The organism is Celeribacter sp. (assembly GCF_048266405.1).
Lineage (GTDB): Bacteria > Pseudomonadota > Alphaproteobacteria > Rhodobacterales > Rhodobacteraceae > Celeribacter.
On the sequence record NZ_JBLWZO010000003.1, the window covers coordinates 322,209 to 335,507 of the forward strand.

At 60.8% G+C, this 13,299-nt stretch carries 15 protein-coding genes; all 15 read right to left on the reverse strand.

What is annotated here, in order from left to right; translation table 11 throughout:
- Positions 1–77 precede the first annotated feature (77 nt).
- Positions 78–785 (reverse strand): DUF2793 domain-containing protein, encoded by a 708-nt coding sequence (locus tag ACN0TS_RS09000; RefSeq protein WP_417259015.1) that lies wholly within the window; start codon positions 783–785, stop codon positions 78–80.
- The gene (locus ACN0TS_RS09005) at positions 778–4,716 is read right to left on the reverse strand and encodes a baseplate multidomain protein megatron (protein WP_417259016.1); all 3,939 of its coding nucleotides are present in this window, start codon (positions 4,714–4,716) and stop codon (positions 778–780) included. The genes ACN0TS_RS09000 and ACN0TS_RS09005 overlap by 8 nt, the downstream gene beginning before the upstream one ends.
- A complete protein-coding gene (locus ACN0TS_RS09010) occupies positions 4,716–5,210 on the reverse strand; it encodes an NlpC/P60 family protein (RefSeq protein ID WP_417259017.1) in 495 nt (164 codons plus the stop codon). The genes ACN0TS_RS09005 and ACN0TS_RS09010 overlap by 1 nt, the downstream gene beginning before the upstream one ends.
- Entirely contained in the window at positions 5,210–6,118 is a 909-nt protein-coding gene (locus ACN0TS_RS09015; protein ID WP_417259018.1) for a DUF2163 domain-containing protein, read from the reverse strand. Before ACN0TS_RS09015 ends, ACN0TS_RS09010 begins: the two co-directional genes overlap by 1 nt.
- Positions 6,118–6,750: a TIGR02217 family protein gene (locus ACN0TS_RS09020; protein WP_417259019.1), complete on the reverse strand. Its 633-nt coding sequence runs from the start codon at positions 6,748–6,750 to the stop codon at positions 6,118–6,120. The genes ACN0TS_RS09015 and ACN0TS_RS09020 overlap by 1 nt, the downstream gene beginning before the upstream one ends.
- Before the next feature lie 79 nt (positions 6,751–6,829).
- Positions 6,830–7,492 carry a phage tail tape measure protein gene (locus tag ACN0TS_RS09025; protein ID WP_417259020.1) on the reverse strand — a complete coding sequence of 221 codons (663 nt, stop codon included), beginning with the start codon at positions 7,490–7,492 and terminating at the stop codon, positions 6,830–6,832.
- Positions 7,493–7,496: 4 nt separating this feature from the next.
- On the reverse strand, positions 7,497–7,736 hold the full coding sequence (locus tag ACN0TS_RS09030; protein ID WP_417259021.1) for a rcc01693 family protein: 240 nt from the start codon (positions 7,734–7,736) through the stop codon (positions 7,497–7,499).
- Positions 7,737–7,746: 10 nt separating this feature from the next.
- Positions 7,747–8,061, reverse strand: a complete 315-nt coding sequence (locus ACN0TS_RS09035) for a gene transfer agent family protein (RefSeq protein ID WP_417259022.1) — start codon at positions 8,059–8,061, stop codon at positions 7,747–7,749.
- A gap of 4 nt (positions 8,062–8,065) precedes the next feature.
- Complete coding sequence (locus tag ACN0TS_RS09040) at positions 8,066–8,479, reverse strand: phage major tail protein, TP901-1 family (RefSeq protein WP_417259023.1); 414 nt, start codon at positions 8,477–8,479, stop codon at positions 8,066–8,068.
- Between the two features lie 29 nt (positions 8,480–8,508).
- Positions 8,509–8,919: a DUF3168 domain-containing protein gene (locus ACN0TS_RS09045; RefSeq protein WP_417259024.1), complete on the reverse strand. Its 411-nt coding sequence runs from the start codon at positions 8,917–8,919 to the stop codon at positions 8,509–8,511.
- Positions 8,916–9,257 (reverse strand): head-tail adaptor protein, encoded by a 342-nt coding sequence (locus ACN0TS_RS09050; protein WP_417259025.1) that lies wholly within the window; start codon positions 9,255–9,257, stop codon positions 8,916–8,918. The genes ACN0TS_RS09045 and ACN0TS_RS09050 overlap by 4 nt, the downstream gene beginning before the upstream one ends.
- Positions 9,257–9,853 carry a head-tail connector protein gene (locus tag ACN0TS_RS09055; RefSeq protein ID WP_417259026.1) on the reverse strand — a complete coding sequence of 199 codons (597 nt, stop codon included), beginning with the start codon at positions 9,851–9,853 and terminating at the stop codon, positions 9,257–9,259. Before ACN0TS_RS09055 ends, ACN0TS_RS09050 begins: the two co-directional genes overlap by 1 nt.
- Positions 9,854–10,026: 173 nt before the next feature.
- Positions 10,027–11,232: a phage major capsid protein gene (locus tag ACN0TS_RS09060; RefSeq protein ID WP_417259027.1), complete on the reverse strand. Its 1,206-nt coding sequence runs from the start codon at positions 11,230–11,232 to the stop codon at positions 10,027–10,029.
- A gap of 44 nt (positions 11,233–11,276) precedes the next feature.
- Complete coding sequence (locus tag ACN0TS_RS09065; protein ID WP_417259028.1) at positions 11,277–11,864, reverse strand: HK97 family phage prohead protease; 588 nt, start codon at positions 11,862–11,864, stop codon at positions 11,277–11,279.
- A gap of 1 nt (position 11,865) precedes the next feature.
- A complete protein-coding gene (locus ACN0TS_RS09070) occupies positions 11,866–13,056 on the reverse strand; it encodes a phage portal protein (protein WP_417259029.1) in 1,191 nt (396 codons plus the stop codon).
- Between the last annotated feature and the right edge of the window lie 243 nt (positions 13,057–13,299).

A 13,299-nucleotide genomic window follows, 5' to 3' on the forward strand; every position in this document is an offset into this window, starting at 1 on the left:
ACACCACAAAGGCGCAACCGCGATACTGCGGATGCGCCCCTGCTTCATGGGTCTTTTCCTCAATAAATCCTAGCCGCTTAGTTCGGCAGGGCAAATTGCAAACAATGCACCGCCAGTCGGATTTCACCGCTCGCAAAATTGCCGCCCTCGGCTGTGAGGATTAAATCTTCGGACCCGTAATAGGTCACAGGTGTGCCTGTGAGACCGCGCAGCCATGAGCCTTGCGGCAGCGAAAGCCCCGAACCGTAGCGATTTGAGGACGCCGCAACACCGAGCGAAAATCCCGTAGCCGTGCCCGTAATGGCGGTGGTCACGCGCCCTGTAACGCCAAAGACCACCGATTGCGCGGGCAGCGCGAAAGGCACGTTGGAGGTCGCCCCAGCGCCGATCACATGGTCGATCTCGATGGTGCGTTGGATCATGCCCGCGCCGCTTGGCGACAGCGATTGCATGCCTTCTACCCAATCGGTGCCATTGAAGGACGCGTAAAAGCCCTGATCGACAACATAGGCCCGCATCCCTTGCGTGGCAGGCACAAAGGCCCATCCCGCGTTGACGAAGATGGCGATCTGGCCCTCTTGGCCCGCCCAATCGTTCACCGCGCCCACCGGCACGCCATAGGCATCACCCTCCATGGGCGACAACGGTGGAGTGGTTTGGGTCACAGAGGACAACGCCAGTTGCACCAAGGCATCAAGACGCGAGAGCGCCTCGTTGACGGTCACGTGTTTTTGCGCCTGTGACGGGGCGAGAAGTGGCAGGTTGAGACGGGATGTATCAGTCATTGATCATGGTCCTTGTGAACAGGCCCGCGCCGAAACTGTCGGACAGCTGAGCAACTTCGATGGTGAACGGAGGCACGGCCCCGTCCGATGTTTGGGTGGCAAAATCGTAGCTCCACGCGGGCGAGCCCGTGGTCGCCTCGCGCAGCACCACACCGTTTTTGACGACGCGGACGCTATAGGCTTCCATCCCCTCGCCCAGTGGCACCTCGACCGAGGCCCAACTGTCGCCGTCAATGCGTGTGCGGCGCACCCATGTCAGGGCGAGATCGCCGCTTGCACTATCGCGCGAAGCCCGCAAATGGGTTGGCGCATAGGGGCGCAATCCGATGCCGTCAAAGGCCTCAATCCGATGTTTGTAGCTCGGATCGGCAAAGCTGCGCTGCGCAGGGCCGATACGGTAGTGACGCGCCAGTCCGCGCTCGGACGATGGCAGGTCGATCTGCTTGAGCGCCTCGTTGAGCAGCACCACTTGCGAACCGACAGGCCAGATGGGCAAGGCTCCGTCTTCAAGCGCATCGGTGCCCGCCTGACCGCGCAGGCGCAGCGAGACGTCATAGGTGCCCGCGCCGACCAAAGTGGCATTGGCGAACTGAAACACCTCCCAACGCCCCGACGTGCCATCGCCGATGGCCATCGCATTGGCCCCGTTCAAAACGGCGTCTTGCGTGGCGGACGACAGGGTGCCACGGGTGAGTTTGATGCGCAGCGGCACACCGCGATCCCATTGCCCCGCCACAGCAGGGTCCATCGCCGTCTCGGTCACACCAAAGGTCGCCCATGTCGGCAACAGCGTGTTGAGCGTGTAGCCCTCATCCGAGGCTGACGCATAAACCGCCGTCGATCCCGGCCACGGTTTGGCCACCGCCCCCACAAAGGGCGCATGAGGCACTTGGCTTTCCGACAACAGCGGCAGATCGAGAAACAGCGGGAACACAGGCACAGGTGCTGCGAAGGCCCGCGCCTCGACAATCTCCTCTGCCGCGTCAGATGGCTCCAGATTGGCGCGCTCTATGCGCACCGCTTCGACCTGACGGGCGGTGTCGAGGGTCGAATGATCAATGCGGTAGAGCGCTGGTCCTGCGTCCTCCTCAATTTCAACCACATCCCCCGCGCCGTAAGCCCCCATGGAAGGCGGCAGCACAAAACGGGCGGTGTCACGGGCCACACGCGATTGCGCGAGCCACCGTTCAACCACTTGTTTGCCCTCGGAACGTGTGAGGGCCAGTGGCAACTCAGAGAGCGACACCGCGCGGGTTTCCTCATCGGGGTAAATCGCCTCTTCGGTGCGCGCGGCAAAGGAGCCGTCCGCCTCGACAAAGGTCATCGCCACGCGCCCTGCAATCTCGGCCTCGGGCGCTCGGGTGCGTTCAACCACACCGTCAAGCGTGTCGATCTGCGCCAGATTTGGCTCGTCGATCACCGTCGAGGTCTTGCCGTCCTGCGTGCGGAAAATGAGCTTCCCCTCGCGCTCGATCGCGTCGAACCCATAGGCCAGCATCAACGGCTGAAGCGCACTGCGTGCATCTGTGACATCGCCCACGGTGTAACCGCGCAAGACGCCCCAAAGCTCGCTCACATCGTAATCCGTCACGCCAGAACGGCGGCATATCTCGGCCACCACATCGGCCAGAGATCGCGATCCTGCCCGCCCGTTCAGCCAGTGCCCTTTGACATAGTTGATCCCGTCCGACCACACGGAGGTGGCATTGGGAAACGCGGGGTATGGCCGCGCATCCCACGCCCAGACGTAAGCACGCTCCATGTCGATCATCGGCCCGCCGTAGACGTCCGAGGTCGGGTTGTTCTCAGGGTCCGTCCAATATTGGGTGTGCGCCCGCAAATATTGCAACTGAATAAAATCATCGCGCCGCCCATTGGAGTATTTGGGCAAGGAGCTTTCGGAGGATTTCGGGTCCAGAAACTTGTTCGGCTCATTTGAGCCTTTGTCCACAGCAGCACAGCCGATCTCGGTGAACCACACGGGTTTCATCCGTGGCTCCCACGCGGTGGGCGTCTCTATACGCACCCCGTCGATACGGTCGTGGTGGTCATTCTCCCACCACGCGCGGATGTCCTTGTAGCGCCAGATCCAGTCTTCACCGTGCAAGCCGTCATAGATCGGCGTACGGATTTGGGCCGCTGCATGGTTGAGGTGAGCATAATACCAGTCATAGCCCTCGCCGCCCTCGATATTGGCTTTGAGGTAGTCGAGATTATAGATCGAGCCATAGGCGGCATCGGCATGATCGTCGCCGTCGCGCCAATCGGAAATCGGCATGTAGTTGTCTATACCGATAAAGTCGATGTTGTCATCGGCCCAAAGCGGATCAAGGTGGTAATAGAGATTGCCCCCGAACTGGTAGCCGAAATACTCAGACCAGTCCGCCGCATAGCCGATTTTGCACTCCGGTCCCAAAATAGCGCGACAATCCGCTGCCAGTTGGATCAGGGCATCGACAGCAGGAAAGCCGTTTGCGCCTTGGATCGTAGTGAGCGAGCGCATCTCCGAGCCGATACAAAACGAATGCACGCCCCCCGCCGCCGCGCACAAATGCGCATTGTGCAGGATCATGCGGCGATAGGAATATTCCTCTGGCCCTGTGTAGTGGACGCGGTCCGCCTCTTGGGTGAAATCGGAGACCTGAGCCGTCCCGAAAAACGCCGCAACCTCGGCGTCCGCCGCAGCGGTGCCATTGGGGCTGCCCGCCACACCGGGTGCGAGCGAGGTAGTAATACGTCCGCGCCACGGCAAATGCGGTTGCCCCGCAACGCCCGTCCACGGGTCGATCAAACTGTTGCCCTGCATCTGATCCATCAAGATGAACGGGTAGAACATCACCTCGCGGCCTGCGTCATGCAGCGCCTGAATAGCCTCCACCACCGATTGATCGGTGGGCGTGCCACCATAGGCCACACGGTCATCAGGCAAACGCGGCAAGGTCTCGGCGGTGTCGCGGGTCAGCCCAGAAACACTCCATTCCATTGGCGAGCCGTCAATGCTGTTCTGCTCGACTTTGGGTTTGAGCGTGCAGGAGCCGCAGCGCAGATCATTGCCGAACCAAGACACCACAAGCGAGGTGGACTTGGCCTTGGGCAATTCACCCACCAGATCATCAAGCGCCGTGGCAAAGTTGGTTTTGCCCGATGCGGAATGCACATTGGCATTCTCCACATTGCCCAATCCGTCCTCGAAATAAACCGGCGTGGTGGCCAGCGCATATTCACCCGTGCCGGGGATCATCGAGACCCCTTTGACGATCTCGTGCAGATCAGGCTCAACACCCGTGCCGACCTCCGGCTCGCCTTCCTGTTCGGGGCGCACCACCTCAAAGGTGAATTGCGGCACACGGTTGCCGTAGGGCGACAGATCGAGATCCTCAAGCACCACATAGGCAATCCCGCGATAGGCAGGGGCCGCACCTGCACCTTCGACCGCTTCGATCTTTGGATCGGGAAGCTGATCCTCAGAGCCTGTGTAGACGCGCATATTGAGGTCGTTCGGGCTGATTTCCTGCCCGTCCGCCCAAACACGGCCCACCCGCGCAATCTCGCCCTCGCACAGCGCAATGGCGAGCGATACCGAATAGCTATACTCCGTTACCGAAGACGATGGCGTGCCTTTGCCGCCGCGCGTCTCGGTGGTGGTCGACGTCTCGCTGAACCGTGTGGCCCAAATAATCTGACCACCCATACGCATCCGCGCATAAAGCTGCGCAATCGGAGCGCCTTCAGAGGCACTTGTCAGACGGAAACGGTCCACGCGGCCCGTCTCTACCGCCGTGCTGCCGGCCCCCATGATCCGCTGATCAATGCTTGCGCCAATGGTGCCGCCAATGGCGCGACCAATGACCACCGAGGACAAGCCCAGAACGCCACCGCCCACGGATGCCCCCGCAGCCGCACCTACAGCAGAAAGTAAAATCGTCGCCATCACAGGCCTCCGTTCTGGAAATTCTCTTGGGACAGCGGCGCCCCCACATCTGGGGCACAGCTCAGGTCAGGAAAGGCAAAACACGCCACAATGCGACGCATCCAAGGGGCCGATAGCGCGCTCTCCACCACCCCATGCCCGCTATAGGCATGGATGAATGTGGGGTGATCACCCATCTGCGACACGATACCGAGATGCTTGGCCACCGCCCCCGAACGCATCCGAAACAACACGACCTTGCCCGCCGCTATATCGGCCACGGAGGTCTCGGTCATATGCGTGGCCACGGCCCGCCACAGCCGCTCGTCTCCCGCAGGTTCGGACCAGTCAAAACTATAGGCAGGCACAGGCGCAGGCTCGGTCCCGAAGGCCTCGCGCCACACCCCGCGCAGCAGCCCAAGGCAGTCCGCGCCTGCGCCCTTAACGGTGGCTTGATGGCGGTACGGCGTGCCAATCCACGCCCGCGCCAAAGCGACGACATCCTGCCCGTTCATCACGCGCCTCCGATCAGGCTGCCACCATCGTTGTCATCTTGCGACGATGGATAAGCGGCCATCCAGTCCTCACCAGGAATATGAGGAAAGCCACGAAAGTTATTGAAGTTGTTGAATTTCAGGCGGCAGGTTTCGGCTCGCTTGTCACAACCCGGCTCAATGCGAATGGTATCACCCACGGCAATCTCGCCGCGGATCGGATCCCAAAGTTCGACGATACGACCATCACCGCTCAGGCGATCATTCTTGACGATCCCGATCAGCCCCGCCGCAGCGCCCGATTGGACAATCAGGCGGCCACGCTCGAACCACCGATCATCGAACTCAACCATATCGGCAAAGCGGAACACGCGGGCGCTCTCCACCGCCTCGACGGCTACCGTCGCGGTGTAGCCAAGGCTGTCGAGGTCAAACCCGCAGCCCTTGCCACCCAAAACCGCCGAACAGGCCGAGTGATACACCCGCCCCTGCGTCTGGTTCAGCATCTCCGTCAGACCGCGCAATTCGGCGCGAAAGCCCCCCGCCACGCGGGTGATCTCGCCAAAGGTGCCGTTGAATTGCATCACGCGCTCATCCGTGTTGGCCCAGTTGACCAGCCACGAGCGGACCTTGGCACCATCATAGCGCCCTGCCTCGATATCGCGCTCATCCACCGCCGCCGACGACAACGCGCCAAGGGTCTCGGTATTGTCCACCGACAACCCTGTGGTCTGCTCAAGCGCCTGCGCCGTTAGCCCCGTGTCCGCCTTGAAGGTTATCCCCTCAAAGCTCAGGTCGAGATCGTGGTCGGTGAAGCCATGCACGATCCCATCGCGCCGCGTCAGCGCCCAACACCGCGCCACGGTGGTGTTGCCGCTCTCAAGGTGCGCTTTCATTGCACTTGGGAAATGATCGGAAGGAACAGCCATCAGACCCGCACCTCCACAATCGGCACATTGGGCACTTCACCCGCTTGAAACGAAGCCACGGAGGTAGCGATGCGGTCGGTATCAAAACGCACAGGTACGTCAAACTCGAACCCCGCCGTGATCGGAATGTCTTCCTCTGGCGGCGAGTCAAATGTGATGAGCCCCGTATTGATATCAACCGTCCAGTGGATGCCCTCTTGCAGCTCCACACCGCCCGTTCCCACGACCACCGTGCCGAACACGGGCTTGATGATGGGACGGCGGTAACTGGCTGTGCCAGAGGCATAGAGCTTGTTGAGCTGATAGGTCAGCGTCTCGCCATCGCCCTTGGCAATTTCCTGATCGTCATAGGCCACCGCAGCAGACGCCGCGCAGGATTTGAAATCCGACCAGTCCTTCCAGCGAAATCCAAACATCTGCCCCTGACGCGCCTCGAAAAACGCAATCAAGGTCTCGATATCATCGAGCGAGCGCATACCAAGTCCCGCGTCATACCGGCGACGCGAATGCGCCCACGGCGTGTTGCGCTCTTCGAACCCGTTGGCCAATGTGACCACATCGGTGCGCCGCTCAGGGCCACCCACCGAGCCAAAGCTCAAGTTCGCGGGAAATCTTACATCATGGAAAGCCATGTCTTATCCTCCGAAAAATCGCCGATCTGGCGGGCCACGTATGGCGCTGCGGATGTCAAATCTGCGTCAGGGTGCGGCCCTAGCGGTTGCGTTGCCCGCGCCCCATCACACGGGCCATCTGAGCCGCAATCTGGGACTGCGAGCGTTGGAACCCCTGCACGTCGGGCGTGGAAATATTCATTGTGATGTTGACGGGACGGCTGCTGCCTGTGGCCTGCACACCGAGTTTGCCATTGGCCCCGCGCGACAGCGGCATAATCGCCTCCGCCCCCGCTTCGCCCATCAACCCCGTGCCGCCGCGCATCGGGAAATAGGTCGCCTGCGACACCACCCCACCATTGGCAAAGGGCTGCACTCGACCTTGCGCAAAGGCCCCGCCTTTCTCGAACGGCATCAGCCCTTGGATCACGGCCTCTAGTCCTGTGCCCAAAATCGATCCCACATGATCAGTCACAGGCTTCACCGCAGCGGTATAGGCAGCGTCCAGCATAGAGCGGCCAACACCCTTGAGTGCGCTTGAGAGCGTATCCCCATCAAACACCAATCCGTCGATGGCTTGGCGCAATCCACGCGACATGCCACGTTCCAACGTGCCGATCTCGCGTTGGGTCTGCGCCGCAGTGGCCTGCAAGCGCACCATCTCGGCGTTAAAAGCAGAGGCCATAGATCCCGCCCCGCCCATGACGCTTTCCATCTCGGACACGCGATCCTCGAACCGGTCCAGACCATTGATATCGTCCATCGTGTTACCCTTCCTTCTCAGGTGAGTTATCCGGCGCATCGGGATAGGCCCGCGCCAATTCGTCCAAACGGGCCCGTCCCATCGGGGCCGATCCGCTGCCCGACCCGAGCATCATCAACAGCTCGGCGGGCGTGAGCGCCCAGAACTCGGACGGGCGCAGGCCAAGCCCGCGAATGCCCGCCCGCATCAACGCGGGCCAATCGACGCCGCCCTGATCCAGGTTCTGATCTGACATCAATCCCATCGGCGCCCCCTCAGCTCGGCACGGTGAAGGCGCGCGCAATCAGCTCCGCCCCGACCCGTGCCGCCTCAAGCGGTCCGCCCTTGATTTCGGCGGTGAGGATGTCGCCATATCCGCCCTGCCAGCCGCCGCCGCGCAACCCCGCGACCACGACCCGCAGCACATCCGCCGAGGAGAACTGACCCGCTTCGTAGCGCTCGACGAGCCCCACAAGCGTGTCCACCTCAAGCCCCGCCTCCAGTTCGGCCAAGGCCCCAAGCGTCAGCTTGAGAACGCGCCGCTCACCGTTGAGTGTCAGAGCCACTTCGCCTTGAAACGGGTTGGCCATGCGATCAATCCGCCACGAAGGTCATTTGCCCCGCAGAAGCCATCGACAATTCATACGTGGCTTCACCGTCATGGCTGCCTGCGTATTCAATCGATGTGATCTGGAACGGGCCTTCGACGACGCCGAAATCAGGGATGATCACCTGAAAATTGGGCACTTCGCCGTCAAAGAAAATCTGACGGGCCCGTTCGTCGGTATTGGCGTCTTTGAACACGCCAGAGCCAGAGATCGCAGCGCTTTTGACGCCCGCGCCAGCCAGAAGCTCGCGCCAACCGCCGCCGCTTTCAAGTGAGGTCACATCAACGCTTTCCGCATTGAATGAGATCCGCTGGGCGCGTAGCCCCGCGATGGTTTCAAATAGACCAGCGCCGTCCATGTCCAGCTTGATCAGGAGATCTTTTCCGTTTTGCGCAACCATGATGTCGTGCTCCGTTTTCTCGTGTGAAATCAGTTATCTTCAACGCGTGCGCGGAAGGTCAGATCGATCCGACGCACATCACTGTCTTGAACGCGCCGCGCTTTTGCGGACACGAAGTAGAGCCCGACAACGCGGCCCCGTGTGAGGGTCAAATTGCCCCCCAAAAGCACGTCGGACACCGCCGCCGCGACTTGCTTGGCTGTCAGAAACCCTGCCGTGTCAGACACCAAGCTCACGATGAACGCATGTCGGGCCCCGCGCCCGGTCTGATCCGAAGCGTCAACGACGTCTTCGGGGCCAAGGCTGATGTAAAGGGACGGCAGTGTGCCCGTGGGCGGCGCATCGAACACGTCCGTTCCCACAAATCCCGTGATCGTCGCGTCATTGACGAGGGCCTGATAGACTGCGGTCTGAAGAGCGGCTGAAACTCCATAGCTCATGACGACACCTCCTCGCGGGCCTGACAAATCAAATAATGCCCCATCGGATCTGCTTCCGTGACCGATAGGATCACGTAAGTCCGCGCCCCTTCGGTAAACCGCTGTTCGGGCTTTGGGCGGCTCGGGCTGCCCACAGGTGTGCCGCGCACTGTGATGCGCAATGGCACCACAGAAATCGTCGCGAAATCCTCACTCCGCTTGCTCCCTGTGCCCGCCTCAATAGAGGCCCAGAGAGACCCGAGGGGCACCCAACTTTCCACATAGCCGCCTGCCCCGTCAGAGACGCGCTGCGGCTCCTCCAACGTCAGGTGACGATTGAGATACGGTACAGCGCCCATTAACCACGCCCTCCGAACAAACGAATGTTGCGGTAGCGCTCCAACAGCGTGGAGACACCGAACGGCATGGTGCTTTCCGAGGACGCGCCCTCTTGGCGATGCTCGTAGTAATGCGCCGCCATCAGGAACACCGCCTGAGCGAGGTCGCTTGGCACGTCGCTCCACGCAGGGCCAAAACCCGCCGTAAATTCGATCCGCGCCTTGCCACCCACGGGCACCTGCGGCAGGACAAACCCCGTCGAGACAAGACGGGGACGGTGCATGTCCTCTTCGAGCATATACTTGCTCTCAGCGACGATGGCCTCGCCTCCGGTGCGATCCACAATCACGAACGCCGTAATCGCGCTCACCGGAGCCACGGGCAACACCTGTGCCCCCAAATCACGCCACGCCGTCAGCGTGTAAGAATAGTCTCGCGATATCAGCGCCTTGGATGTGCGCGCCTCGACAGCGGCCATAGCCGCACGCAGATAGGTTTCAAGCACAGCGTCCTGCACGCTCTCATTACCGAACCCCGTGCCAAGGCGCAGGTGGTCCTTGAACCCAGACATGGGAAGCGCACCCGTGGGAACCTGTGTCTGCTCCATCAACATCATTGCATATCTCCGAATACCGGTCCCCCTGACCAACTCTTGTGAAGGATGCGCGGCCGCCCGTGTCGCTCGGACGGAGGGGGAGCAGCTAGACAACACGTCGGGCGTTGTGCCGCGCATCCCGTTGCTCCGACCCACGCCCTAATGACGCAAGCCGAAGCAGGTTCGTTTCAGGATCAGGAGACCGAGAACTTCAGCAATTTGATCGCTGCAAAGTCGGACACATCACCGCCCACGCGCTTGGTGGCGTAGAACAAAACATGTGGCTTGGCAGAGAACGGATCACGCAGGATGCGCACATCAGGACGCTCTGCGACGGTGTAACCCGCGTTGAAGTCACCAAAGGCAATCGCAGCCGCATCGGACGCGATGTCTGGCATGTCTTCGGCCACCAAGACGGGATACCCCATGAGACGCGCAGGCTCGCCTGCCGCCAGACCGTCGGACCACAAGAAGCGGCCATCGGCGTCTTTGAGCTTGCGCACCTGACCCGCTGTTTTCGAGTTCATCACGAAAGCACCGTTGGAGCGATACTGCGCCCCAAGCGCATAGACCAACTCGACAATCGCATCCGCAGGGTTGGTCGCGTCAAACGCGCCATCTGTGCCAGTGGCGACATAGCCAAGCGTGCCCCAGGTCCAGACATCATTATCAACCTGCGCATGGGCCAGAATGCCTGTGGGCTTGTCGATGCCATCACCATTGATAAACGCCGAGGCCTCAGACGCCGCGAATTTGTCAGCGATACGGGCCGCAAGCCAGCTTTCGATGTCAAAGGCCGCATCATCCAAGAGGCGCTGCGAGGCTTTCGGCAGGGCCGACAGCTCGTAGAGCGGGATGGAAATACGGTCGATGGTGGGTGTCGATGTTTCGCTCACAGACCCTGTTTCGGAAACCCAGCCAGAGCCGATATCGGTGGTGTCGATCAACACGTCGTAGGACGTCGATTCCACATTCACCACATTGGCAATAGAGCGGATCGAAGCGGTGGATTTAAGCACCGTCTGGATCGTCGCAGACGTCTGTGGATCGACGAGGTAGCCCCCGTCACCATTGACGGCGGTGGACATGGATTTTCCCTCAAGCGTGAGAGAGCGCAGCGCGTCATCGTCGCCATTGCGCACATAGGTCTCCATTGCGGACTTGTGGGAAAGGTCCACCTCATAAGAGGCGGAAAGGGCCGGACGGCCAGTGTTTTGTGATTTATAATCAAGCATGGTCAAACGCTCTTCCTGTTCTTTCAGCTTCGTTTTGATTTCGGACTGGAAGTCCTTGAGATCACTCATGAAACCGGCCAGCGCGGCCTTCACCTCCGTGGCAGGTTCTGCCCCGGTACGGATCACAGCATCTGCGACCCGAGCCTTCGTCTCGGTTTTGCTCATCCAAACAATCCTTTGTTTGTCGGTTAGCGGTGAGTGCACCGGCTTCAGTTCCCATCGGCCAGCAACGTGCGGGCGCTCGTCAGAGCCTCCGCGATGTCACGCAACATAGTCTCAGCCGCCAATGGGTCGTCCCCTTTGGCTTCTGCGACAAGCCGCGCTTCGGGAAGCATCGGGAAGGTCACGAGCGACACCTCCCAAAGCTCCAGTTCAGACAGGACGCGAGCGCCGCTGCCATCCTTTTGCGCTCGAACCGTGCGGTAGCCGATCGACAATCCGTCAATCGCACCCGCCCCGATGAGCGCGGCCGCTTCACGGCCTTTTTCAATGTCGGTCAGAATGCGGCCCTTGACGTAAAGCCCCTTGCCGTCCTCACGCACCTCATCCCAAATGCCGATGGGCTGCGCAGGATCGTGCTGCCAGAGCATTTTGACGTTTGCGCCCTTTTTCTCGAGCGTTTTGAGAGACTTGCCATAGGCCCCCTTGGCCACGATATCGCCGCCTTGGTCCTTTGTGCCAAACAGCGAGGCATAGCCTTCGATCTGCACACCATCCGCGATCACTTCGGTTTCACCGAGACGGCAAAACTTGTGCTCAAGGCCAAAACCCGCCTTAAAATCTGTGTCGTTTGTCATCTCACTGCTCCCCTTCATCCAGAACATCATCCTCTGCCAAAGGCGGCAGGCCGAGCATGGTGCGTTTCTCGTCGGCGGTGAGGAATGTCGCCTCCGCCACGCGGTTCCACTGCGCATCGCGCTCGCTCGAGAGAGCATGGACCTGATCGAGATCGGGTTTCAGCGTCACCGCCTCGCCCGTCATCTCGGACAACCAATGCCCCACCGAACTTGTGACTTTCGACACCAAAGGCAGCACCGTCAGACGGAAAAAGGCACGATTGGCCTCTTGGTAATTGGCATAGGTCGCGTCACCGTTGAGGCCGAGCAACATGGGCGGCACCCCGAAGGCGACAGCAATCTCGCGAGCGGCGGCTTCCTTGGTCTTTTGGAATTCCATGTCGGAGGGTGAAAAACCCATCGGCTTCCAGTCCAACCCGCCTTCGAGCAACATCGGACGGCCCGCATTGCGTGCGCCCTGATGATGGCTCTCCATCTCGCTAAGCAAACGGTCATATTGATCGGCACTCATCGCCGCCTGACCATCGACACCCTTATAGACAATCGCTCCCGATGGCCGCGCCGCGTTATCGAGCAGGCTCTTGGACCAACGGCTTGCGGAGTTATGCACGTCAATCGCCGTGGCTGCCGCCTGGATCGGGGAGAGACCATAGTGGTCATCGGCGGGGTGAAACGATTTGATGTGGCAGATCGGGCTTGCCCCTTCGCCCACCACAAAGCGGTGCTTGCGCCCACCCACGGCATATTCGTAGGCCACGGGCCACCCGTCTGCACCAGGCACAAGGCTCATGCGGTCCGAACGCAGCACATGCAACTCGTCCACCGACCCCTCGCCCACAGCCTCAAGGTAGCCGTTGCCCGACAAGAGGATCTGCGCATACAGCGCCTCGAACAATTCAGCACGCCCCTGTGCCGTATTTGGACGCTCAATGACGCGCAACAAGGGATGCGTCTCGAACCGCTCTGTGGCGCTCTGCAAAACCAATGGCAAGGCACTGGCCGCTTCCGCGATCAGCTTGACCGCCCGAAACCCGACGGGATTTCCGGTAAAGCCCACACGGGTCAAAGTGACTGTATCGCGTGGGCTCCATGCCACGCGCCCTGCCCCCGACATGGCCGCCACTACACCGCCAGTGGCCGAGGCCTTGACCTCTTGCGGACCGTCTACGCTGCGCTTGAGAAAATCAAACATATGTCTCTCGTCTCCTGATCGTTTCGCGCCCTTGGCTGTTGCCCGCGCCGTCGTTGAGAGAAGTTCTAAATGAGAGGTTAAAAGAACTTCTAAGCAGGCCGTGCGCTGCCCCGCCCTTCGCGCAACACCCCCCACGCATCCCCCAATAGACGTGGGGTTCGCGCACATGCCGCTGCCCACAGCCGTTGCATCACGCGCACCAAACGCAAAACGGACCGCCGAAGCGATCCGTTGTTTTCTCCT